Source organism: Marinomonas sp. TW1, from assembly GCF_001625355.1.
Lineage (GTDB): Bacteria > Pseudomonadota > Gammaproteobacteria > Pseudomonadales > Marinomonadaceae > Marinomonas.
The window spans coordinates 176,811-200,909 of the sequence record NZ_JSEE01000003.1; the positions used below are offsets into that span (position 1 = coordinate 176,811).

The window sequence follows — 24,099 nt, forward strand, 5'->3', positions numbered from 1 at the left end:
ATGAATTGAATACTGAGTGACTCTTCTGTATTGAGTCGCTCAGCTTGACTGAAAAATGGGACCTCTTATGTCTGATAAATTTGATGTTGTTGTAATTGGTGGCGGCCCTGGTGGTTACGTGGCTGCAATCCGTGCTGCTCAGCTTGGTCTGAAGACAGCGTGTATCGAAAAATGGTTGGACAAAGAAGACAAGCCGCGTTTAGGCGGCACTTGCTTGAATGTTGGTTGTATTCCTTCGAAAGCACTTCTAGATTCTTCTCACAAATACCATGACGCGAAAGATTCTTATGGCGTTCACGGTATCAGTGTTGGCGATGTTGCTATGGATGTTAATGCCATGGTTGATCGCAAAGACAAAATCGTTGACCAGCTGACTAGCGGTATCACTGGTTTGTTCAAAGCAAACGGTGTAACAAGCTTTGAAGGTTTTGGTAAAGTTCTAGCGAACAAAAAAGTTGAGTTCACAGCGCACGACGGCACGGTAAGTGTTTTAGACGCAGAAAACGTGATCTTGGCAACAGGTTCTGTACCAGTAAACATTCCACCTGCACCACGTACAGGTGACATCATCGTTGATAACGAAGGTGCACTTGATTTCCGTGAAGTACCTAAGCGTTTGGGTGTGATCGGTGCGGGTGTTATCGGCCTTGAGCTAGGTTCTGTATGGGCTCGTTTAGGTTCTGAAGTCGTTGTGCTAGAAGCGCAAGATTCTTTCCTAAGCGTATGTGACCAAGACATCTCTAAAGAAGCGGCTAAGATCTTCAAGAAACAGAAGCTTGATATCCGTACTGGCGCTCGTGTAACGGGTAGCCAAATCAACGGTGAAGAAGTAGAAGTGACTTACCTTGATGCAAAAGGTGAAGAGCAGAAGCAAACTTTCGATAAGTTGATCGTCGCGGTTGGTCGTAAGCCATTTACTGACGGCTGCTTGGCAGGTGACTCTGGTGTGAATCTTGATGAGCGCGGTTTCGTGTTTGTTGATGAGCAGTGCCGTACTTCTGTACCTGGTGTCTTCGCGATTGGTGACATCGTTCGTGGTCCAATGTTAGCGCACAAAGCATCTGAAGAAGGTGTGATGGTGGCGGATATTATCGCTGGTCACAAAGCGCAAATGAACTACGATTGCATTCCTTCTGTTATCTACACTCACCCTGAGCTAGCTTGGGTTGGTAAGAACGAGCAAGAACTGAAAGCAGAAGGCGTTAAATACAAAGTGGGTAAATTCCCATTTGCAGCCTCTGGTCGTGCTATGGCAGCAAACGATACAGATGGTTTTGTTAAGATCATTGCTTGTGAAGAAACAGACCGTATCCTAGGTTGCCATATCATTGGTGGTCATGCGGCTGATTTGATTGCGCAAGCCGTAATTGCAATGGAATTCGGCTCAACAGCAGAAGACATTGCCCTGACTGTATTCGCTCACCCAACCGTAAGTGAAGCAGTTCATGAAGCAGCCTTGGCTGTTGATGGTCACGCAATTCATATTGCGAACCGTAAGAAGCGTTAAAAGAAATTAGATTTGCCGGCTTTTCCAGCCGGCAATTTCTGTCTTAATCGGCAGAATTTATGTCAATCATTCAGATGAGCGGAAGAATCAAATGAACCTACATGAATATCAGGCTAAACAGCTTTTTGCTGAATACGGCCTGCCAGTATCGACAGGGTACGCAGTAGACACGCCAGAAGAGGCGGTCGAAGCTGCGAAAAAAATTGGTGGTGACAAGTGGGTTGTTAAAGCTCAAGTACACGCAGGTGGCCGTGGTAAAGCGGGCGGTGTGAAACTTGTTGATTCTTATGACGAAGTTAAAGCCTTTGCAGAAAATTGGTTAGGTAAAAACCTAGTCACTTACCAAACAGACGCAAATGGTCAGCCTGTTGCTAAGATCCTTGTTGAATCTTGCACTGACATTGCCAACGAATTGTACCTAGGTGCGGTTGTTGACCGTTCTACTCGTAAAGTCGTTTTCATGGCCTCTACTGAAGGTGGTGTTGAGATCGAGAAAGTAGCGGAAGAAACACCAGAGTTGATTCACAAAGCGATCATTGATCCGCTAGTTGGCGCTCAGCCATACCAAGCTCGTGAAATGGCATTTAAAATGGGTCTTAACCCAACTCAAATCAAGCAGTTCACTAAGATCTTCCTTGGTTTGTCACAAATGTTCCATGACTGCGATTTCGCATTACTTGAAATCAACCCTCTTGTTATCACAGACGAAGGTAACCTTCACTGTCTAGACGGTAAAATCAACATCGACAGCAACGCTGTCTACCGTCAGAAGAAAATGCAAGAGTTCCACGATCCATCTCAAGAAGATGAGCGTGAAGCACATGCGGCTCAGTGGGAACTTAACTATGTTGCTCTAGATGGTAACGTAGGTTGCATGGTAAACGGTGCTGGCCTAGCAATGGGTACAATGGACATCGTTAACCTACACGGCGGCAAGCCAGCTAACTTCCTAGACGTAGGTGGCGGTGCAACAAAAGAACGTGTTGCTGAAGCATTCAAAATCATCCTTTCTGACAGCAATGTTAAAGCCGTATTGGTTAACATCTTCGGTGGTATCGTTCGTTGCGACATGATCGCAGAAGGTATCATTGGTGCGGTTGAGCAAGTTGGCGTAAACGTACCTGTTGTTGTACGTTTGGAAGGTACTAACGCAGAGAAAGGCCGTGAAGTTCTAGCTAACTCTGGTCTAGACATCATTGCTGCATCCAGTCTTAAAGACGCAGCGGAACAAGTTGTTAAAGCTGCGGAGGGCAAATAATAATGTCTGTCTTAATTAACAAAGATACGAAAGTCATCTGTCAGGGTTTCACTGGCGGTCAAGGTACGTTCCACTCTGAGCAAGCGATTGCTTACGGAACGAAAATGGTTGGTGGTGTAACACCGGGTAAAGGTGGTCAAACTCACCTAGGTCTTCCTGTGTTCAACACAGTGAAAGAAGCGGTTGAAGAAACAGGTGCGGAAGCGTCTGTTATCTACGTTCCAGCACCTTTCGTTAAAGACTCTATCCTAGAAGCAGCTAACGCTGGTATCACGCTAATCGTTTGTATCACTGAAGGTGTGCCAACACTGGATATGCTTGATTGTAAAGTTAAATGTGACGAGCTAGGTGTACGCCTAATCGGTCCTAACTGCCCAGGTGTAATCACACCAGGTGAATGTAAGATCGGTATCATGCCTGGTCACATCCACTTGCCAGGTAAAGTTGGTATCGTTTCTCGTTCTGGTACTTTGACTTACGAAGCGGTTAAGCAAACGACTGACGCTGGCTACGGTCAATCTACTTGTGTTGGTATCGGTGGTGATCCAATCCCAGGTACGAACTTCATCGACGTTCTAGAAATGTTCCAGAACGATCCACAAACCGAAGCCATCGTTATGATCGGTGAAATCGGTGGTACAGCAGAAGAAGAAGCGGCGGCTTACATCAAAGCCAACGTGACTAAGCCTGTTGTGTCTTACATCGCTGGTGTTACGGCGCCTGCCGGTAAGCGTATGGGTCACGCTGGTGCGATCATCTCTGGCGGTAAAGGAACAGCTGACGAGAAATTCGCAGCGCTACAAGACGCTGGTGTTAAAACTGTTCGCTCTCTAGCTGACATCGGTACTGCATTGAAAGAAATCACTGGCTGGTAAGCACTTTTTTAAGTGATTGCTAAGTCATCTTTGATGATAAAATCCCTGCCAATTGGCGGGGATTTTTTTTGGAGAGAAGAGCATGTCTGCGTGTCCATTTTGTCAAGGCGAAGTGAGTTGTGGTCTCACTCAATCTGCATCTTGTTGGTGTTTTTCTGAAACCATACCAGAGAAAATGCTGGCCTTGTTGCCCGTCGAAGCGCAAGGTGTCGCCTGTATCTGTAAAATGTGTGTTCAAGCGTATCAGCAGCAGCCCATTGCATTTCGAGAACGTTATGACAGCCTGACCGGCTCACAGTAGTGATTCCAATACAAAATAACAAAACAAAGGGAGAGGGTAATATGTCGAAAGAGTCTATTTACGATATTGCTGTTATCGGTGCTGGCATAGTGGGGCTATCGACCGCTTGGCAGTTGCAAAAGCGTTATCCTAAGTACCGAATTCTGTTGATAGAAAAAGAAGCGCAAGTCGGTTTGCACCAAACAGGTCACAACTCAGGTGTGATTCATGCTGGAGTCTATTATGCGCCGGGTTCGCTCAAAGCGGAGTTTTGTTATCGTGGGGCAAAAGACACCAAAGCCTTCTGTCGTGAGCACGGTATCGAGTTTGAGGAATGCGGTAAATTGCTGGTTGCCACCAATGATGCGGAATATGAGCGAATGCGGGCTTTGTATAAGCGTTGTCGCGAAAATGGCTTAAAAGTTGAATTACTTGACCAGGCAGAATTAAATCGTCGTGAGCCGAATGTGAAAGGGGTCGCCGCCATCTATGTGCCTTCTACTGGTATCGTCAATTACCAGCACATTTGCCAAAAAATAGCGGCGCTCTTTGAGCACGCCGGTGGTGTTTTAATGCTGGAAAGTGAAGTAGTGGGTTTAAAAGAGCATGCAGATCATGTCAACATCAAGTTGAAAAATGCCCAAGTGCAAGCCAGTTTTTTAGTCAGTTGTGGTGGTCTAATGGCCGATCGATTGACGAAGATGCTGAAGATTCCAACGGACTTTCAAATCATCCCATTTCGTGGTGAGTATTATCAATTACCACCTCAGCACAACAACATCGTTAAACACCTTATTTACCCCATTCCAGATCCAGATTTGCCTTTCTTAGGTGTCCATCTGACTCGCATGATTGATGGTTCTGTTACGGTCGGTCCAAATGCCGTGCAAGGTTGGAAGCGGGAAGGCTATGGTCGTATTAACTTTAGTATTCGAGATGTGGCGGAGATGGTGACCTTTGCTGGTTTTTGGCGGCTACTGAAAACCTATTGGAAAACCGGATTAATCGAAACCAAAAACTCTTGGTTCAAAGCCGGTTATTTACAACAAGTACGCAAATACTGCGACCTTGTTGAGTTGGAGGATTTACAACCATACCCAGCTGGGATTCGTGCGCAAGCGGTCATGAAAGATGGTTCACTGGTGCACGATTTTTTGTTCGCCAACAGTGAGCGTACTTTGCACGTCTGTAATGCGCCTTCTCCCGCTGCCACCAGTGCCTTGCCAATTGGCCAATACATAGTCAACAAGCTGGACGATCAGATCACTAACTTGTGATATTAAGTAAATGGAGACTTACAGAACGAAAGGATTGTGAAACAAATTTGCTAAGGTTTGCTGGGCCTTCAGGGTATAAGCTAGAGTATTTGATCTTGATTAAAAAGTGAGAATACTATGTTGTTTGAAAAGACGGTATCCGAGGTCGATCTGGTTAATCGAGCGGTAAAAAGGATGTCTAATTTGGAAAAGGCCAAAAGTGAAACACAGGATAAAGACAATGTGCAGCACTTGAGAATAAATGCGTCTGCAACTCTTGGCGTTAACGGTTTACTTTCCAAGGGGCGGAACGCTAAAGCTTTGTTTGCTAAAGGCATGATCAGTCTACTAATAGCCTCTCAGCTGGCCGCCTGTGGCACGATTATCTATCCTGAACGACGTGGTCAAAGCCATGGTGCGATTGACCCTGGTGTGGCTGCACTGAATGCAGTGGGTTTGATTTTATTTTTCGTACCTGGTGTGGTGGCGTTTGGCGTGGATTTTGTTACTGGCTCTATTTACCTTCCTGGGGGCAAAACAGCCAGTCTTAGTCAAGACGAATTGAAACAGTTAAAGCAAGGTGATGATTCGGTAGATGTCACTCATGTACGTAAGGTGCTGGCGCAACGGAAAGACATTGCATTGCCAGAACAGGCTTATACTCAGTCGTGGAATGTCGTCTCTATGGCATCAAAGCAATCTTTGCAATTGGCCATGTCGATGCCATCAGAGCAGCTAGCTATGTTGACCCGATAAGTTTTCATTAGCCATTATCATGCTGTTTTAGAAACGAATATTACGGTCTTGTTTGGTAGATTAAGAGTTGCTGCTGGTTAAGGTCTTGATCTAACGCTAAGGTCAAGACTTCAACGCCTGTTTTGTGAATGCCTTGCCATATATTATCAGCAATGATCAGCGATTCGCCCTCTATTTGAATGATCAAATCGACTTGATGTTTGACGACCAGAGCTGCCACTTCGCTGGGAGAGTAAACGGTAACCTGATGCACTTGAGTGCGATTGTTCCATGGCTCATCATCAATGAATGCAATGATTTCAATGGGCTTTGAATGGTGATGGTTATTATCCAGCAAGGCCTTCGACAGAGAAAAACAGCGATAGTCTATGCCAATAAAAATGACTTTTATGGGTTGGCTTCTCGATTGAAAGAGCGGTTTAAACAACGCTTTCAATCGCATGACAAGAGGGTGAAGGCTAGGCAAGAGTTTCATCATGCCTGTTATCTTAATCAAGCCAACCTATAAAGCCAAGTTTGTTAAGGGTTGTCAGAGCCCGCCATCAGACGTCCAAAATGGTATTGAAGCCACCGTAGATAAGTCGCTTTCCATCAAATGGCATGGGATTGGCTTCGGGTGACATTCTGGGGTCCTCCATCATGGCTTCCCAAGCGGCGTCTCTTACTTCTTTTGATGGCCAAATAACCCAAGAAAAGACAATGGTTTCATCCTCCTTGGCTTTTACCGCAGAGCTAAACGAGGTGATCTCCCCGTCGGGGATTTCGTCACCCCAATTCTCAACCAGTTTCAGCGCGCCGTAATCTTTAAAAATGTTAGCCGATCGCATGGCATGCGCCAGATACTCTTCTTTTAGTGCGGTCGGTACAGCGGCAACAAATCCATCAACGTATGACATAATCTTCTCCCATTTTGTATTGTGGCCAGCAGCGACGTTGGCATTTTTGCTTGGTGATTACATTTCAGGGTGATTAAAAGGTTAGTATGTGATTGAAATAACTCAAGTCTAAACAGCCCGAACCGCTGTTAGAGACTAGAGAGGGCAACACATGGAAGAAGGGGCAGAACAGTCATTCTCGCGGCGTATAATATCAGAGAGCTTTACTGTAGCGCTGCTTTGGACGACCGCCTGTTTTGTAATCGAGCGTCATAGTGACCTGACCTTGGGCTTCTAAATATTCCAAATAACGACGAGCCGTAATGCGACTTAGGCTGACAGCCTCGCCAATATCGTCGGCAGTGAACGGCGTATTATCAATGTGTTTTAGGTGCTCGGTCAGTGTTTCTAATGTGTTTTCATCAATGCCTTTAGGGGTTTTTCGGCTGCTATTATCCTGTTTGGACTGTTTGCGAAAAAGTGCATCAATGTCTTGTTGATCGATTTTCTCTTGCTTGGTGAGGCGCTGTTTGAAATCTAGATAATCGTTTAGGGCCTGTTGAACACGAGACATACGAATGGGTTTTACCAGATAATCCATAACGCCGAGTTGAATGGCTTGTTCTATGGTTTTCGTTTCGCGTTCCGCTGTGGTCATGATGAAGCAGGCATGAGGGTGGCGGGTTTTAAGGCGCTGAATTAATTGCAAACCATTGCCGTCTGGTAAACTGATGTCGACCATGATCAGCTCAGGTTCAAATACATCGGCTTTTAATTCCGCTTCTGCGAGGTTTTCACAGGCTGCTACGACGCTGAAAGCCTTGTGTAAGTTGATGGTGTTTTCTAGAACATAGCTAGCACGTAGGTCATCTTCTACTATCATTACTGGGATGCTAGTCATCTTTTTAACGCCTGTTTGTCTAAATAGATACTAAATACCGTGGTGTTTTCGTCACTGCGTTCCCAATCCAAACTGCCTTGATATTGGTCGACAATCTTCTTGACTAAATATAGTCCAATGCCATTTTGTTCTGTATTGTGCTTGCTGCTCACGCCAAAGTCTAATATTTGATTTTCCAGTTCGGCTTCCACGCCTGCTCCGGTGTCTTCAACTTCTAGCATGATATGGGCATTACGATCACTAATATAGAGTTTAACGCAGGGCGATCGGTATTGGCGGTGGTGCCAAGCCGCCAAAAAAGCATTGTCTAATAAGTTGCCCACCAATGTGACCAAAGCTTCGTTCGTTTGCGGTGAGTATTGCGCCAATTGGCAATCACTGTCGATAATAAATTCGAGTTGTAAATCTTTGGCTTTATTATGTTTCGCAAAGATCAAACCTGCCACAGCACTGTTTTCGATGGTTTTGATGATTTGCCTCAACATCGCCTGATCGCCGTCACTTTCTTGTTGTAAGTAGTTAATGGCGTCATCGTAGCGTTCGGCTTGCAGCATGCCAGACAATACATTCAAACGATTAGCATACTCATGTGTTTTAGCCCTTAGTAAGTCAGCATAGTTCTGAGTACTGGTCAGTTCCTGTTCAAGAGATTGCTCATCGTGATCAGGGTAAAACACAATCACATAGCCAAAATGTCCTTTTTTACTGAGTAAAGGATAGAGGGTGGCCAGAAAGGCAAGTTTGCCTAGGCTGAAACGTCTTTGTGTAATTTGGCCTTGGGCTTCCAATACAAAGTGCGACAAGCTTTGCGACTGTTCATTGAGCGGTTTGTTAATGACGTCATTGGCGGTCAAGACTTTCATGGTTAGCCATTCTATGGCAGTACTATTGATGGCGGTCACATTTTGCTCGTGGTCCACGGCAATGATGCCATCTCGAATGCTGTCGAGAATCAGTTCTTGTTCTTTAAATTTTTGAACGATTTCCTCGGGTTCGAGCGACAAGAAGGTTCGCTTTATTTTTGCAATAAAGATAATGGCGATGACAACACCTAATACATAAAGAAACACCACCAACCATGCGGCTTCTTTTAGATGTTGGTAGATCAGTTCGCTGGTGGTTTTTGAAAGATAGCCAACACTTACCGCGCCAATGATGTCTTGATCTTTTATCACTGGTGTAAAGTTTCGAATGGCTTCGCCTAAGGAGCCTTTGGCCACATTGGTGTAGCTCTTACCCTGTTGCAAGGCGGGGTAAACATCATCACCGATAAAGGGTTTACCGACCCGATCTGGAATCGGGTGACTCAAACGCAAGGCGGCTTTATTGACCACGACAATAAAAGAGGCGTCGGTTTGTTGTCGTTTACTCTCAATGTAACTTTCTAATGAAATGACTTGGCCTTGATTGCTCATGTTTAAGGCTTCGATGACGTTATCATCATGAGCCATCACCCGAGCTAGCTCCAAGCCTCTTTGACTAATGCTGTCGAGATAGGCGCTGCGTAGGACGTAACCAAAGACTAAAGTAGCGGCGACAATAATGAGCGTGATGGTGGTCACCGTTATTAATGCCAGATAGGACTTGAGTGTCATATTTGAAATACGCTTCAAAGAGGTAAAAGCGGAAGTATACAGCATGGGAAACTGGCGCTAAAGCAAGGCTGAGTGTTGCAATGAGGAAATCAGAAGAGAGGCTGGAATCTCTCTTCTGATTGACCGTGATTTAACAAAAAAATTAGGCGATAGCCTGCACAACCAAGGTGGCCAATATCAGCATGAAAGCGCCACCAATACGAGAGGAAATCTGCGCAAATGGCATGAGTTCCATACGCTTACTGGCAGCTAACACGGCAACATCGCCTGTGCCGCCCATGTTGGCCATGCAAAGACCACCGGTGATCGCCGCTTCGATAGGGTAGAAGCCCATTAACCAGCCAATCAAACCGGCACCAATAATCGCGCCTAATACGGTAATCAAGACCAGCAAGAAATACATAGGTGATAGCGCATTTAGAATCTGATTTAGGTCTGTGTACGCGACACCAATGCCAACTAATAGGGCAGGTGTTAAGTTACTGACAACAAATTTGTACCAAGAGTGAGCTGCTTGTTCTAACGCTGTTGGCATGATGCCAGAGACTTTAATCAAAGCAATGGAAATGATCATCAAGGCATAAGTATGCATGCTGATAAAGCTAGACAGCACAGTACCAACGAAGAACATGCTCACGGCTAATAGGGCACCAACACCCAAAATAGTGACGTTTAATGAGCCGGTTTGTTGCTCTTCTTCTGTGATGGCTTTTTGGCCACGAATAAGCTGTCCGTTACCGGTTAAGCTAGGGGCAATCTGACCCAGTTTGTTCAATAAGCCCGCCATAACGATGGCAATGGCGTTACCGATGGCAAGGGCTGGTACCATTTGCGACATCAAGGTTTCAGCGTTCATGCCGGTTTTACCAGACATGATCTCAACCAGAGGAACCGCACCAGCGCCCATGCCGCCACCCATAATTGGCAGCGCGATCAGCATGACTGAATCGTAAAAGTCTTTGCTGACTAACATACCAACCACACCGGTCAGTACACAGGCAAAAAAAGCTGAACCTAAGATGACTGGAATGTATTTAAGTGCGGCTTTCTTGAGGGTTTGAGTATCCATTCCTAAGATGGAGCCCGTGACTAAGCTGGCAACATAAAATGCCAAAAAGCCACCGCTTTTCATAAAGGTTGTCACATTGTCATCGGCACTAGAAGGGAAGAAACCACTGTGGAAAAGGTAGGCAGAGCCAAAAATGACCACGATGGCGCCACCGCCAAAAAATTGATTGATAATCGGGGTTCGGTCGCCGACAAAGTTGAGGATGGCACCGACAACAACCATAATGCCTAATGCGCCAATCATGCCTCCTGGCATCTTTCCTGCAAAGGTAGCTAAAAAGATAATAATGGCGGCAATGGCTAGAATCGCTTTGCTGATACGTTGGTCACGTACCGTCATGGTTTCGTTCATGATCATGTTTGACTCACTGTTTTTTTGTTTGTTTTATGAATGGGTCGCAGTCTACCAAGCTTCTTTCAGAGCGGAAGTTCTGGAGGCTTTAATGAAACTAAAGAAAGGTTTTGAAAGTTTTGTAACTCACTTAAGGTCGGTTTAAGGAGAAAAACATGATACGAGACGTCAGTTTAGATGACGCTAAAGTCATCACTGAAATTTACAATTATTACATAGACCATACTGTTGTTAGCTTTGAAGAAGCGATGATTGAACCTGCGGAAATGACAAAACGGATTCAAGCAGTGCACGACGCATCTTTGCCTTGGTTGGTGCTGGAAGAAAACGGCATTTTGCTAGGGTATGCCTATGCGACACAATGGAAGGCCAGATCTGCTTATCGATTTGTGGTGGAAGTGAGCGTCTATCTTGAGTCGACACAAGGAGGCAAAGGGCTTGGGACAAAGCTGTATGATGCGTTATTTATCAAGCTTAAGCAGATGGACCTGCAAGCGGCTATTGGTTGCATTACTCTACCAAACCCAGCCAGTGTGTATCTGCATGAAAAGTTTGGCATGGAAAAAGTGGGGCATTTTGCCAAGGTCGGTAGAAAGTTTGATGCTTGGCATGATGTCGGTTACTGGCAAGTTATGTTGTAAGCCATAATGAGTTAGTAGAATAAAAGGGAGGGTAAATGAAAGCGTACTTTACGTTACTGGCGCAATATAACCAGTGGATGAACGAGAAAATTTATCGTGCCGCCGCGCAGCTGAACGAGCAACAACTCAAGCAGGATAGAGGTGCTTTTTTTACCTCAATATTAGGCACGTTAAATCACAATGTGGTGGGCGACATCATCTGGCTGAAACGTTTCGCTAACCATCCTGAGGCTAAGCAGGTTCTGCAAGGGGTTCACGTTTTCCCGCCACCAGCGACATTGGATGAATCGCTCTTTACTGACCTACACACCTGTCAGCAAGCACGCCAAAAGTTAGACGAACTCATTATAAGCTTGATCGACGAGTTATCTGACGATGCATTAAATCGCCCTCTGACCTATCGCAACATGAAAGGGCAGCAAGCCAGTAAAGCGTTTGGTTTATTATTACTGCACTTTTTTAACCATCAAACCCATCACCGAGGACAGTTAACCACCTTGTTTAGCCAAGCTGGCTTGGATACTGGTGTGACCGATTTATTGGCGTTAATTCCCAGTCATTAAAAAAGCCAGTGAGTCTTCTCACCGGCTTATTCTGAGTTTACTTGCGTTTCCCGCCTTTGCCTTGCACCGCTTTAAATCTTGGATTGTCTTTACAGATCACAAAGACACGTCCGCGACGTTTCACCACTTGGCAATTCGGGTGGCGCTTCTTAGCACTTTTTAAAGAAGATAAAACCTGCATCTATTTGCTTCCTTTCAACGTACGATCGCCAAAACGGCGCTTAAAGTTATGCACACGACCTTCCAATTGAGCAGAGCGTTGTTGACCTGTGTAAAACGGATGCGAAGCGGAAGACACATCAATGGAGTGATACGGATAGGTTTTACCGTCGTTCCAGTCGATGGTCTGACTTGTGCTGATGGTCGAGCCGATCAAGAAATACGTGTCAGCACTGGTGTCGTGAAAGATTACGGTTCGATAATCTGGGTGTATATTTTTGCGCATGAGAGTCTCCTGATTAAGTTAGTATTGTTTTGTTATAACATAACATTAATTGTCTAATCAAGAACTATTCACATTAAGCTTGTGTGTTATAGTCAGGTGAGTTGTACATAATGTGTTTAGTATGGACTCTAATTTATCAGGAGATTCCGATGCAATCAGACATTAAAAACAAGTTTGACGCATACCCAGCGGCTGCACGACAAAGGTTGTACGACATCCGCAGTTTGATTTTTGAGATGGCAGAGGAATTAGAACTCGGTACCATCACTGAGGCGTTGAAATGGGGGGAAGCCAGCTATTGTTCTAACATTGGCAGTCCCATACGAATGGACTGGAAAGCCAAACAGCCTAATCAGGTGTCTCTCTTTGTTCATTGCCAAACTCAGCTGATGGAAACCTATAAAGAGCTATATGCTGATCGTCTCACCTTTGTAGGCAAGAGAGAAATTCAACTGCCATTATCAGACCCTATGCCTTTAGTTGAATTGCGAGGCTGTATTGCCATGGCTTTGCAATATCATCAGTTAAAGCACCGTCCTTTATTAGGTGCTTAACCTCACCATAGTAGAAGCTAAGATTGATTGTCTAATATCATACAAACAATCACCATGACCAATAGAAACGACATGCCTTGCCAGAACATAATGGGATTACGTTGTAGGATAGGACGTTGCGTTCGCTTTAAGAACGCTGGATTTGGATGGTGTAGATCGTAAATGAATTCGGACACTTCGTCATAGCGCTTTGCAGGGTCAATGTGCAATGCTTTTTGCAACGCGTCATCCACCCAGACAGGCACTTCTGATTGATCCGTAATGAGGCTGCGATAGGTCAATTTTCGTTGCGCCGATATGCTTCTCGCTTCAGTGATTTTACGGCTGTAAGGAAAATGATTGGCAGATAGCATTTGATAAGCAATGACCCCTAGCGCATAGATATCAGAGCGTTCGGTACCTGAATGCCCTAAAAAGTACTCGGGGGCGGAGTAGCGCAGCGTGCCGCGAAGAACATTGGTGTCTAAAAGGTGACTGACGCCAGCGACTTGGGTGGAACCAAAGTCGATGATTTTTATTCTATCGTGATCGTCAATCATGATGTTTGCTGGGCGAATATCTTGATGGATCATGGCTTTACGGTGAAAGGCTTGTAACCCGTTGGCTATCTGCTCAATGATGTAACGAACTTGTTCTAATGACGGTGTTGGGTGGTCTCTCATCCACTGTTCGAGAGACTTACCTTCAATGTATTCCATCAGTAGATAGAGGTAGCTTCGCCCTCGTGTTGTTTCTTTTATTTTAGCCACGTTAGGATGATCAATGCGCTTGGCAATCCACTCTTCTAGCATAAAGGTTTCACGGAAGGTTGTGTCATCTTGTAATTCCATAGAGGGCGTTTTCATTACCAATTTCTCGTGGCGCTCTAGGTCATAAACTAAAAAGACATGGCTGCGACTACTGATCTGAATAGGACGAAAAATTTCATAACCATCAAATCGCATTCTTTCCCTTAATGGTGGAGGAAAAGGCAGCTCTCGAAGGTTAAAGTCATTGTCGTCTGTTTGATGGCTGGGCATTTGATCAATGCGTACTATCTGAACACTTAGATTGTCTTGACTGCCGTTCTGCAAGGCGAGGTTAATCAGATGCTCAGCTGCCTTGTCTAAGCTGTCTGCCGATGCAATCACCTGATGGAACTGATCGGCTTCAATATGTTCATAGACCCCATCTGTCGCCAAGATAAAGACATCGTCTATTGCGATAGACTGAGCTTGATAATCCAATTCTAAAATTGGGTTAATGCCCAAGGCACGAGACAAATAACTTTCCTGAGAAGACACTACATGACGATGGTCTGTCGTTAGCTGATCAAGTGTCTCGTCTCTTAATTGATAGATTCGGCTATCGCCTAGGTGAAACAGATGGGCGCTATTGGAACGTAAAATAATGGCACTAAAGGTACACACATAACCTTTGTCTTTATTGAAACGGTCTGGTTCATTTTGACTTTGCGAGTATAAGTTAGCATTGATGGATTTGATGACGTTTTCGGCCGACATTTTCACCGACCAAGTATCGGATGTTCGGTAATAATCTTCTAAGAATTGAGTAATGGCCGTTTCACTGGCGAGTTGGCTAACCTCACTGCTACTAATGCCATCAGCAATGGCCAGAGCAATTCCTTTACTTTGCAGTCTTGGCGTTTGTGGCATCCAGTGGCCAAGTGCATCTTGGTTTATGGTTTTCATGCCAGCACACGTTGCACTACCTATACTTACTGTCAGAGGTTTCATACCTTACTCCTTACGTCCTTTTAAAACAGGTAAAGAAACCTGATACTCCGAAGACCTTACGTCTTCGGAGTCGTCCGACTCAGAAAGATTAAGCCAATTTACGTGATGCCGATGTCCTTACATGAGTAATATACAAAGGTAACCCGACTAATAAAAGACCGCCTGCTAAATTTCCAAGTACAGTCGGGATTTCATTCCAAACAAGGTAATCAACGAAGGTGAACTCGCCACCCATAATCATCGAGAATGGGAATAAGAACATGTTGACGATTGAATGCTCGAAGCCCATATAAAAAAACAGCATGACAGGCATCCACATGGCCGCCATTTTTGCCCCAGCAGACGTTGAGATCATGGCACCGACAACGCCCATAGAAACCATCCAATTACACAACATGCCACGTATGAAAATCGTGAACCAACCAGACGCCCCATGAGACTGGTAGCCTAGTGTACGAGATTCGCCAATGGTACTGACTTTAGCAGCAATGGCACCACCGTCAGTAGAGTATCCATAAGTCAAAATGAAGGACATCATAAAGGCGGTGGTTAACGCGCCAGCAAAGTTGCCGATAAACACCAGTCCCCAATTTCGTAATACCGCTCCTGGCGTTACCCCTGGTCGTTTATCAAACAGGGCTAAGGGAACCAGAGTAAATACCCCTGTCAATAAGTCGAACTTCATTAAGTACAGCATGATGAAACCAACAGGAAACAATAATGCCCCCACTAATGGGCTCCCCGTTTTCGTGGCAACGGTAATCGCAAATACGGCCGCGAGCCCTAAAATTGCCCCTGCCATAAAAGCACGAACGAGCGTATCTTTGGTCGACATGTAAGCTTTTTGTTCACCGGCATCGACCATTTTGGTTACAAATTCACTGGGTTCTATATAAGCCATAATTCGTTTCTCCGTTTAAAGATGGTTGTTAGATGTATGCGTTTAGCTTGATTCGAGATCACCAAGAGGCATAAGGTAAGAACTTTCCGTTTAATGTCAGAACCACACGATCTCCTTTCGGATTTTCTTCTTTTTCAATGTCCATAGAGAAATCAATTGCGCTCATAATGCCATCGCCAAATTTTTCCTGAATGACTTCTTTTAAGGTCGGACCGTACACACCGACAATTTCATAAAGGCGATAAATCAGCGGATCCTGAGGGATGGCTTCTTGCCATGTTTTCGTTGGGTATTCCATTAATACTGATTTGGCTTCTTTGGGTAGGTTCAAAAAATCCACTAACTTATCGGCCACATCTTCTGGGCAACTGTTCATGCCTAAACAGGCGGATGTGGTCCAAACATCACTCTTCCCTACAGCGTGAGCAATGGCTTCCCAGCTTAAGCCTCTGGCTTTCTTGATCTCGAAAATGGCTTCTGTGACATCAATTTTTTTCATCTGCTTCCCTTTTCATTGATTTCAGCCTCCCGTTAAAGAGGACGATGATTGAGTAGGTGACACGGCTCAAGTCCGTCTGACGGTTAAAAGAAATCACCCTTGTTTCGAGTAGCGTTGATCTGGTTAATCAGACAACAGCAGGACACAAAACAGACCCAAGAGATGCGTTTTAAAAGAGGAAGCTGATAAGAAGGAGGGCACGCCAACCCTTAACAGATTTCTTATAAAAGAACCTGATTGGGTGCTACTGATCGGACAGTAGCGGGCGACGTTGCCTTAGAATACCTTGACCGCCATTGGTCAACATACAGACTTGATACAGCTAATATCAAAGCAAAAGAAGTGCCAAATAAAAATACAGGAACAGAATATGAAAGGAGGTTTCGTCGTTCAATAATATAGGCGCATGTTTAATAAGGTGTTTTTAAATAAATGCAAACGAATCTTCGTTTTTGAAATAGGGTATTGGCGTTTCTTTTTGGTCAGTTAATATTTTTTTATTGACCATAAATGCACCAAGATATGTCATGTTTTGTTTTATCTGTCCTAATGTATATTCCAAAGAGCTTTCGATTTCTCAGAAAAGATTTTTTAATCTTTATTTTTTAATACATATTTCTATGTTTGTTAGAAAGTCTGAATGGTCAATGTTGAGAGCATAGCCTTTCCTAAAGGTCGTATTAACCTGGTCCTATATATAATACTGGTTGGTGTTTATTTCAGTCACTTGTTTCACCAGAGCTTTATTAGCATCCATGCTCAGTGTCCTATGCTCAATGGGATGTACTCATCGGGTTAATGGTTCATCAATAATTTAATGCCAAGTCCCATTAATAACACGCCAGCGACTCGCTCGATCCAATCTTTGAAGGCAGCGCTTTTTTGTTGAACTTTAGCCGTTGTTAATAACGTGGCCACTATCGCAAACCAGAGAAAATGGACAAGAGCAATGTACGCTCCGTAACTCAATTCCATAAGTAAGGATGTCTCAGTCGAAATCACTTGGCTAAACAAAGAGACGATAAATAGCATGGTTTTTGGATTGAAGGCATTGCATGCAAACCCAGACCAAAAGGCAGAATGCGAGTTTGATATTGCCGCGGTTTCTGAGCAAGGTGTTGATGTCGGAGGCTGTTTGACAATATGAGCTTTGATGTCTGGCCACAAAGCCGATGCGCCCAGCCAGATTAGATACATGGCACCCAGCCAGCGCAGTAGTTGTAATGCCCAAACATTATTGGCGAACACAATGCCAAGCCCTAGCAGGGTATAAGTAATGTGGACGCTGATCGCCAGGCCAATTCCCAGCGCACATAGCACGCCTGCACGCCTTCCGTGTAACAGGGACAGTTTAGACACCATGGCAAAGTCTGGTCCGGGGCTCATGACCGCCAGTAGCGTAATCACTATGACGGAATAAAGTTCAAAATGATTTATAGAAGGCATGCTATTTCTCTCGTTTGTGTGAATAATAGGATTATGAAATATTGGTTTGATCAATAAAAACGAAAAATAATGGTGAATATTGTGAGTAAAAATCACAGATATGGTCGCTTGCCGCCTTTGAACGCTCTGCTTGCTTTTGAAGCGGCCGCTAGATTGCAGAGCTTCACCAAAGCCGCAGAAGAATTGCACCTTACACACGGTGCGATCAGTCGCGCTGTTGCGCAAATAGAGGAGCGTATCGGCGTGGCATTATTTAAGCGCCAGAATCGCAGAGTGTATTTAACCTTAGCAGGGCAGCGTTTGTGGAAAACCAGTCGTCAAACCTTGGATGCATTAACGGAAACAGTGGAAGAGATTCATCGTCACGATATTGATTCGCCTTTTTTAGTGGTGTCTTGTGAGCCCAGTTTGGCGATGCGCTGGCTAATGCCGCGCTTGGGACAATTTAAAAGCATCTGCCCAGAGTTACACATTGATCTGCGCATGTCGGGCGGGCCAATTGATTTATTAGAATCAGGGTGTGATCTCGCCATTCGACGTGTGGATTTTAGCGTCAAGGGAGATTATCAGGTTACCAAGTTGTGTGCTGAGTTCGCCGGGCCGGTTTGCAGTGAAGAGTACTGGCTTGAGCAGATTCAGCAAAATCTCAATCAGGCGAATTGGCTGCACAGTAGAACGCGTCCTCAAGCTTGGCATGATTGGCTTTCGACACAAAAGGATCACACTTGGCAGGCGCGCAATGAACAATATTATGATCACTTCTTTTACACTCTGCAGGCCGCGCAAGATCACCTTGGTATGGCAATTGGTTCAACGCCTTTAGTGTCTGATGACTTGAAAGCTGAGCGCCTGATTAGCCCGATGGGATTGCAACCGACAGGCTATGAGTACGCGGTATTAACCCTTCATTCACTGGCACAAGATCAAAGGGTTACACTGTTTACGGATTGGTTAATGGGGTCCATGAAATCTGACTGATCAGTCACATTCGTCGCTATATTCCTACTGAATATGTCTTATCCACCTAGTTCAAATTACGACAGGCTTTTAGGTGTGTCGTAATTTGTCATGCCTCGGACGCTTCCAAGCATAAGAATCCTCTTCTTTGATTCTATTATCAGGTCGAATCCTAGGCGCTATTTTATCTGCGGTAGGCCAAGGCCTGATCAGAACAGTGATAGGCCAATTATTTTGTACCACCCATGACAGTGTTTTACTGTTTTTGTAAGGAGCGGATTTGATGCAGCATTATTCAGGCTTTGGGTTGTTAAAGCACAGCTTGACTCATCATGAGAACTGGCAGCGGGTGTGGCGTAACCCAACCCCGAAAAAGAAATACGATGTCATCATTGTGGGTGGTGGCGGTCATGGTTTGGCGACGGCCTATTACCTAGCCAAAGAATTCGGTGTCACTAATGTCGCGGTGATTGAAAAAGGCTTTTTAGGGGGGGGGAACACCGCCCGTAACACCACCATAGTACGTTCCAATTATCTTTGGGACGAAGCCGCGTACTTGTATGAACATGCCATGCAATTATGGGAAGGCTTGTCGCAAGAACTCAACTATAACGTCATGTTTTCACAACGTGGCTGTATGAATTTAGGTCATACCTTACAAGACATGCGTGACATTGAGCGCCGTGTGAACGCCAACCGTTTGAATGGCATCGACGGTGAAGTGCTAGACGCCAAACAAGTTCAAGAAATCGTGCCAGTATTAGATTGCTCCGAATACGCTCGTTACCCCGTGATGGGCGCATCATGGCAACCACGTGCGGGTGTGGCTCGGCATGATGCGGTCGCTTGGGGCTATGCCCGTGGTGCTGACGCGCATGGAGTGGACTTAATTCAGCAAACCGAAGTAGAGGACCTGATTATTGAGGACGGCTCTGTAGTCGGTGTTAAAACTGCTCGTTACGGTGAAATTCGTGCGGACCGCGTCGGTTGTGTGGTGGCTGGGAATTCCAGTGTGCTAGCCAAAATGGCCGGCTTCAAATTGCCATTAGAGTCTCATCCGCTGCAAGCTTTGGTGTCTGAGCCGATTAAACCAATTTTGGATACTGTGGTGATGTCGAATCATGTACACGGTTACGCCAGTCAATCGGACAAAGGGGACTTGGTCATCGGTGCAGGGATTGATGGGTACAACGGTTATGGCCAACGGGGCTCCTTCCCCACCATCGAACACACTATTCAAGCCATAGTAGAAATGTTCCCTGTGTTCAGTCGAGTACGCATGAACCGTCAATGGGGGGGTATTGTGGATACCTGTCCAGATGCTTGTCCTATCATCAGTGAAACGCCAGTGAAAAACCTGTTCTTTAACTGTGGCTGGGGAACCGGTGGCTTTAAAGCGACACCGGGTTCTGGTCATGTGTTTGCGGCGTCGTTAGCGAAAGGGGAGATGCATGAGTTAGCCAAGCCGTTTTCGATGTTTCGTTTTCATAACGGCGCGCTGGTGGATGAACACGGTGCCGCTGGTGTGGCGCATTAATTGGGCTAAGTTAGAGTTTGGAGAAAGAGTATGTTCCATATTTTTTGCCCGCATTGTGGTGAATATCGTGAAGAAGAAGAGTTTCACGCCAAAGGCGAAGCGCACATTGCTCGTCCATTAGATCCAGACGCTTGCCGTGATGAAGAGTGGGGTGAGTTTTTATATTTCCGCACAAACCCGCGTGGTATTCATCATGAACTTTGGGTGCATGCTGCGGGTTGTCGCAAGTTTTTTAATATTACGCGTAACACACAAACGTATGAAATTTTAGAAGTATACAAGCTTGGCGAAATGCCATCGGTTGTGGCTGAGTAAAGGAGTCTGGTGATGTCTCAGAAAAATCGTCTTCAAGATGGCGGCCGCATTGATCGCAGCAAACCATTAACCTTCACCTTTAACGGTGACTCTTACCAAGGTTATGCCGGTGATACCTTGGCATCCGCCTTGATTGCCAATGGCATCGATGTGATTGGTCGCAGTTTTAAATACAGTCGTCCGCGTGGCTTTGTGGCTGCTGGTGCTGAAGAGCCAAACGCGGTGGTACAGCTAGGGGCAACAGAAGCCACGCAAATTCCCAATGTGCGTGCCACGCAACAATCTCTTTATCAAGGCTTAGTTGCTGCCTCCACCAATGGTTGGCCAAGTGTGGAAACGGACTTTATGGGTTTGGTGGGTAAGCTTGGTGGGAAAATGATGCCACCAGGGTTTTACTACAAAACCTTTATGTTCCCACAATCCATGTGGCCAACCTACGAATCTTACATCCGTAAAGCCGCAGGGTTAGGGCGTGCTTCGAAAGAAAAAGACGTCGATCGCTACGACAAGATGAACCAACACACAGATGTCTTGATTGTGGGCGCTGGACCTGCGGGTTTAATGGCGGCACTAAGTGCGGCTCGTGGTGGCGCTCGCGTCATCCTTGCTGATGAACAAAATGAATTCGGCGGTAGCTTATTAAGTAGTAAAGAAACCATTGATGGCAAACCAGCAATGGACTGGGTCGCGGAAGTCGTTGCAGAGTTAAATCAGTTTGACGATGTGATGATGTTGCCAAACTCGCAAGTAAATGGATATCACGACCATAATTTCCTGACCATTCAGCAGCATTGTACTGACCAATTTGCCGATCGTGCTCCGAATGGCGCGGTGGCACAGCGTCTTCACAGAGTGCGTGCTAAATGGGTGGTGTTAGCCACAGGCGCACACGAACGTCCATTGGTATTTGGCAATAACGATGTACCGGGTTGCATGCAAGCCAGTGCGGTGTCGACTTACATTAATCGTTTTAGCGTGGTACCGGGTAACGAATTGGTGCTGATGACCTCAAACGACGGCGCTTACCAAACGGCGATTGATTGGCATGATGCGGGTCGACATGTGGTGGCGATTGTCGATGCACGTAAAAATCCACAGGGCAGTTTGATTGATGCGGCTCGTGAGCGCGGTATCAGCATCATGGTCGGCTCAGGCGTGATTGAAGTGCAAGGTTCGAAGCGAGTGACTGGCGTTTCGGTAGCCCCTTTAAATGACGTGGGTGATAAAGTCACTGGCGCCATCGCCAAACTCAAAGCCGATACGGTCGCCAGCTCAGGTGGTTGGAGTCCGGTGATTCATTTGTCTTGCCACACGGGGGCGCGTCCTGTGTGGGATGACGAAGCGATAGGCTTCTTACCAGGGCCAACAGTACAGAAACAACTTACTGCGGGGGCGATTAATGGAGTGTTTACGACTCACGCGGCGCTATCACAAGGTTTGCAGGCGGGGGCGGATGCCCTAGCGCACTTAGGGTTAGAAGCCACCGACAGTAGCGTGCCAACAACGGAAGACGTGACACAAGGCAAAGCCATGGCTTTGTTTCACATTCCACACAATAAACCGACTTCCAAAGCGCCTAAACAGTTTGTGGATTATCAAAACGACGTGACGGCGGCCGGCATTGAATTAGCGTGTCGTGAAGGGTTTGAATCCATCGAGCATGTGAAGCGTTACACCGCCATGGGGTTTGGTACGGACCAAGGCAAATTGGGTAACATTAACGGCATGGCGATTGCCGCCAAGGCTTTGCAAAAAAGCATTCCAGAAACCGGCACAACGATTTTCCGTCCTAACTACACGCCAGTGACTTTTGGTGCCATTGCGGGTCGTGACTGTGGTGAATTATTTGATCCTAAACGTTTCACGGCCATGCATGCTTGGCATGTGGCGCGGGGAGCAAAGTTTGAGGATGTGGGGCAGTGGAAACGTCCTTGGTACTTCCCGAAAGACAATGAAACCATGCAACAAGCCTTGAACCGAGAGTGTCTAGCAACACGAGAATCCGTGGGCATTTTAGATGCGTCGACGCTAGGTAAAATTGACATTCAAGGCAAAGATGCCCGTGAATTCCTCGGTCGAGTGTACACCAATGCTTGGGCAAAACTGGCCGTTGGCAAATGTCGTTATGGCTTGATGTGTGGCGAAGACGGCATGGTGTTTGACGATGGGGTGACTTCTTGCCTAGGCGAACATCATTTCCTCATGACCACCACTACAGGTGGCGCGGCTCATGTGTTGGAATGGTTGGAGTTATATCACCAAACCGAATGGCCAGAAATGGAGGTCTACTTCACCTCGGTGACAGACCATTGGTCCACCATGACCATCTCGGGTCCGAATAGCCGTAAATTGTTGGAAAAATTGACGGATTACGATGTCTCAAAAGACCATTTTGCCTACATGGACTGGAAACCAATGACGGTGGCTGGCGTGCCTGCCCGTGTCTTCCGTATCTCTTTCACGGGCGAATTGTCTTTCGAGATTAACGTACAAGCCAACTATGGCATGCACGTATGGAATGCCTTATTTGAAGCAGGTGAAGAGTTCAACCTGACGCCATACGGCACCGAAACCATGCACATTTTGCGTGCTGAGAAAGGCTTTATTATTGCCGGTCAAGATACCGATGGTTCAGTGCACCCATTTGATTTGGGCATGCCGTGGGCGGTGGCCATGAAGAAACCTTTTAGCTTCATTGGTAAACGAGGCATGCAGCGTGAAGATTGTGTTCGTGCTGACCGTAAACAGCTGGTGGGTTTGAAAACCATTGATCCAAATGTTGTATTGCCAGAAGGTGCGCAAGGGGTGTTTGATCCGAAAGCGCCGATTCCTATGCCAATGGTCGGGCATGTGACGTCCAGTTATTGGAGTGCCTGTTTAGGTCGTTCGATTGCCATGGGCTTTGTTAAAGGTGGTCACGATAAAATCGGTGAAAAAGTCTATTACCCATTGGCGGATGGCCGAGTGGTCGAAGCCGAGATTTGCCAACCTGTATTCTTAGATCCAAAAGGGGAGCGTCAGCATGTCTGAGACCAATCAAGAAACGCTTGAGCAGCCGCCAATCAAGTTGGTAATGAATCAATTGCCCGACGCGAATGTGCCATTTGAAAGCCCTTTGCATCACGTGGAATTGACGAAAATTGCGGAACATAGCGGCTCCCAAGGAGGGGTGGTGTTTCGAGAATTGTCATTGGGTTTATTGACCTTGCGTTGTACGCCCAATGCAGAACAAGCGGCCAGCATTGAAGGGATATTAGGTGTTGCTTTACCAAGTAATCCATTGACCTCGATCACTTCTGCTAATGGTGAATTGACCGTCATGTGGATTTCCCCTGACGAGTGGTTATTGCAAGTACCACAAGACAAAGCCTTTGAGCTGGAGTCGCGTTTCTTTGCCGAGGTCAGTGGTCATGTTTCGTTAGTGAACGTGAGCGGCGGTATGACGGTCTTTGAGTTATCCGGCAATGACGTGGTGAAGGTATTGAAAAAGTCCACGCCAATTGATTTCCATGACAGTGAATTTCCGGTTGGCAAAGTTGTCTCCAGCATTTTTGCGAAAAGTGGCGCGACCATTTGTCGTACTTCAGAGCAAACTTACCAGCTGGTGGTGAGGCGCAGCTTTGCCGACTACCTCTGGTTGTGGCTACAAGATGCCAGCAAAGAGTATGGCTTAACCGTTATGGGTTAAGGATTTGCTTTACTGCCTTGCTAACTCCTCAAGACACCTAATGGTGTGGTGATGGGCTTTTTGGACTGTCCTTTGAAAAGCTCATCGCTTTACC

General features: G+C 45.9%; 25 protein-coding genes. 14 read left to right on the top strand and 11 right to left on the bottom strand.

The annotated features are described in order from the left end of the window. Positions 1-67: 67 nt before the first annotated feature. From lpdA to OA79_RS03970, 6 genes are all read left to right on the top strand, one after another. Positions 68-1,507: a dihydrolipoyl dehydrogenase gene (gene lpdA, locus OA79_RS03945; RefSeq protein WP_063331910.1), complete on the top strand. Its 1,440-nt coding sequence runs from the start codon at positions 68-70 to the stop codon at positions 1,505-1,507. Positions 1,508-1,598: 91 nt separating this feature from the next. After that, positions 1,599-2,765 (top strand): ADP-forming succinate--CoA ligase subunit beta, encoded by a 1,167-nt coding sequence (sucC, locus tag OA79_RS03950; RefSeq protein ID WP_063331911.1) that lies wholly within the window; start codon positions 1,599-1,601, stop codon positions 2,763-2,765. Between the two features lie 2 nt (positions 2,766-2,767). Next, a complete protein-coding gene (gene sucD / locus OA79_RS03955) occupies positions 2,768-3,640 on the top strand; it encodes a succinate--CoA ligase subunit alpha (protein ID WP_063331912.1) in 873 nt (290 codons plus the stop codon). 82 nt (positions 3,641-3,722) lie between these two features. Then, positions 3,723-3,941 (top strand): cysteine-rich CWC family protein, encoded by a 219-nt coding sequence (locus OA79_RS03960; RefSeq protein ID WP_063331913.1) that lies wholly within the window; start codon positions 3,723-3,725, stop codon positions 3,939-3,941. A 41-nt stretch (positions 3,942-3,982) separates the two neighbouring features. Continuing rightward, positions 3,983-5,197: an L-2-hydroxyglutarate oxidase gene (lhgO, locus tag OA79_RS03965; protein ID WP_197465353.1), complete on the top strand. Its 1,215-nt coding sequence runs from the start codon at positions 3,983-3,985 to the stop codon at positions 5,195-5,197. Between the two features lie 117 nt (positions 5,198-5,314). Next, entirely contained in the window at positions 5,315-5,932 is a 618-nt protein-coding gene (locus tag OA79_RS03970; RefSeq protein ID WP_063331914.1) for a hypothetical protein, read from the top strand. A gap of 40 nt (positions 5,933-5,972) precedes the next feature. Here the strand turns inward: OA79_RS03970 and OA79_RS03975 are convergent, their stop codons facing one another. From OA79_RS03975 to OA79_RS03995, 5 genes are all read right to left on the bottom strand, one after another. Continuing rightward, entirely contained in the window at positions 5,973-6,410 is a 438-nt protein-coding gene (locus OA79_RS03975) for a nucleoside-diphosphate sugar epimerase/dehydratase (protein ID WP_231908795.1), read from the bottom strand. 64 nt (positions 6,411-6,474) lie between these two features. Beyond that, on the bottom strand, positions 6,475-6,828 hold the full coding sequence (locus OA79_RS03980; RefSeq protein ID WP_063331915.1) for a DUF1428 domain-containing protein: 354 nt from the start codon (positions 6,826-6,828) through the stop codon (positions 6,475-6,477). A gap of 193 nt (positions 6,829-7,021) precedes the next feature. Next, on the bottom strand, positions 7,022-7,708 hold the full coding sequence (locus tag OA79_RS03985; protein ID WP_063331916.1) for a response regulator: 687 nt from the start codon (positions 7,706-7,708) through the stop codon (positions 7,022-7,024). Beyond that, the gene (locus tag OA79_RS03990) at positions 7,705-9,303 is read right to left on the bottom strand and encodes an ATP-binding protein (protein WP_231908796.1); all 1,599 of its coding nucleotides are present in this window, start codon (positions 9,301-9,303) and stop codon (positions 7,705-7,707) included. The genes OA79_RS03985 and OA79_RS03990 overlap by 4 nt, the downstream gene beginning before the upstream one ends. A 142-nt stretch (positions 9,304-9,445) precedes the next feature. After that, on the bottom strand, positions 9,446-10,729 hold the full coding sequence (locus OA79_RS03995; protein WP_063331918.1) for a 2-hydroxycarboxylate transporter family protein: 1,284 nt from the start codon (positions 10,727-10,729) through the stop codon (positions 9,446-9,448). A gap of 149 nt (positions 10,730-10,878) precedes the next feature. Here OA79_RS03995 and OA79_RS04000 point away from each other — a divergent pair, with 149 nt between their 5' ends. Both OA79_RS04000 and OA79_RS04005 read left to right on the top strand, forming a co-directional pair. After that, positions 10,879-11,364 (top strand): GNAT family N-acetyltransferase, encoded by a 486-nt coding sequence (locus OA79_RS04000; RefSeq protein WP_063331919.1) that lies wholly within the window; start codon positions 10,879-10,881, stop codon positions 11,362-11,364. A 35-nt stretch (positions 11,365-11,399) separates the two neighbouring features. After that, entirely contained in the window at positions 11,400-11,927 is a 528-nt protein-coding gene (locus tag OA79_RS04005; RefSeq protein ID WP_063331920.1) for a DinB family protein, read from the top strand. A 37-nt stretch (positions 11,928-11,964) separates the two neighbouring features. On the opposite strand, the gene ykgO is transcribed toward OA79_RS04005, so the two are convergent. Together ykgO and OA79_RS04015 are read right to left on the bottom strand one after the other, a co-directional pair. Next, positions 11,965-12,108, bottom strand: a complete 144-nt coding sequence (gene ykgO, locus OA79_RS04010) for a type B 50S ribosomal protein L36 (protein ID WP_013795806.1) — start codon at positions 12,106-12,108, stop codon at positions 11,965-11,967. Next, on the bottom strand, positions 12,109-12,372 hold the full coding sequence (locus OA79_RS04015) for a type B 50S ribosomal protein L31 (RefSeq protein WP_063331921.1): 264 nt from the start codon (positions 12,370-12,372) through the stop codon (positions 12,109-12,111). It abuts the gene before it with no gap. A gap of 149 nt (positions 12,373-12,521) precedes the next feature. Here OA79_RS04015 and OA79_RS04020 point away from each other — a divergent pair, with 149 nt between their 5' ends. Continuing rightward, complete coding sequence (locus tag OA79_RS04020; protein ID WP_063331922.1) at positions 12,522-12,926, top strand: DUF1801 domain-containing protein; 405 nt, start codon at positions 12,522-12,524, stop codon at positions 12,924-12,926. A 17-nt stretch (positions 12,927-12,943) separates the two neighbouring features. Here the strand turns inward: OA79_RS04020 and OA79_RS04025 are convergent, their stop codons facing one another. The 4 genes from OA79_RS04025 to OA79_RS04040 form a co-directional block, all read right to left on the bottom strand. Then, on the bottom strand, positions 12,944-14,662 hold the full coding sequence (locus OA79_RS04025) for a bifunctional protein-serine/threonine kinase/phosphatase (RefSeq protein WP_063331923.1): 1,719 nt from the start codon (positions 14,660-14,662) through the stop codon (positions 12,944-12,946). 88 nt (positions 14,663-14,750) lie between these two features. Beyond that, positions 14,751-15,563: a formate/nitrite transporter family protein gene (locus tag OA79_RS04030; protein ID WP_063331924.1), complete on the bottom strand. Its 813-nt coding sequence runs from the start codon at positions 15,561-15,563 to the stop codon at positions 14,751-14,753. Between the two features lie 58 nt (positions 15,564-15,621). Next, positions 15,622-16,062, bottom strand: coding sequence for a cyanase (cynS, locus tag OA79_RS04035; RefSeq protein ID WP_063331925.1), 441 nt, complete (start codon positions 16,060-16,062; stop codon positions 15,622-15,624). A gap of 795 nt (positions 16,063-16,857) precedes the next feature. Next, the gene (locus OA79_RS04040) at positions 16,858-17,508 is read right to left on the bottom strand and encodes a LysE family translocator (RefSeq protein ID WP_063331926.1); all 651 of its coding nucleotides are present in this window, start codon (positions 17,506-17,508) and stop codon (positions 16,858-16,860) included. 81 nt (positions 17,509-17,589) lie between these two features. Here OA79_RS04040 and OA79_RS04045 point away from each other — a divergent pair, with 81 nt between their 5' ends. The 5 genes from OA79_RS04045 to OA79_RS04065 all read left to right on the top strand — a co-directional run bounded on the left by OA79_RS04045 (position 17,590) and on the right by OA79_RS04065 (position 24,005). Beyond that, positions 17,590-18,486 carry a LysR substrate-binding domain-containing protein gene (locus OA79_RS04045; RefSeq protein ID WP_063331990.1) on the top strand — a complete coding sequence of 299 codons (897 nt, stop codon included), beginning with the start codon at positions 17,590-17,592 and terminating at the stop codon, positions 18,484-18,486. A 262-nt stretch (positions 18,487-18,748) separates the two neighbouring features. Then, entirely contained in the window at positions 18,749-20,002 is a 1,254-nt protein-coding gene (locus OA79_RS04050; RefSeq protein WP_063331927.1) for a sarcosine oxidase subunit beta family protein, read from the top strand. Positions 20,003-20,032: 30 nt separating this feature from the next. After that, positions 20,033-20,317, top strand: a complete 285-nt coding sequence (locus tag OA79_RS04055; protein ID WP_063331928.1) for a sarcosine oxidase subunit delta — start codon at positions 20,033-20,035, stop codon at positions 20,315-20,317. Between the two features lie 12 nt (positions 20,318-20,329). Then, a complete protein-coding gene (locus tag OA79_RS04060; protein ID WP_063331929.1) occupies positions 20,330-23,347 on the top strand; it encodes a sarcosine oxidase subunit alpha in 3,018 nt (1,005 codons plus the stop codon). Next, entirely contained in the window at positions 23,340-24,005 is a 666-nt protein-coding gene (locus tag OA79_RS04065) for a sarcosine oxidase subunit gamma (RefSeq protein WP_063331930.1), read from the top strand. The genes OA79_RS04060 and OA79_RS04065 overlap by 8 nt, the downstream gene beginning before the upstream one ends. Positions 24,006-24,099 lie beyond the last annotated feature (94 nt).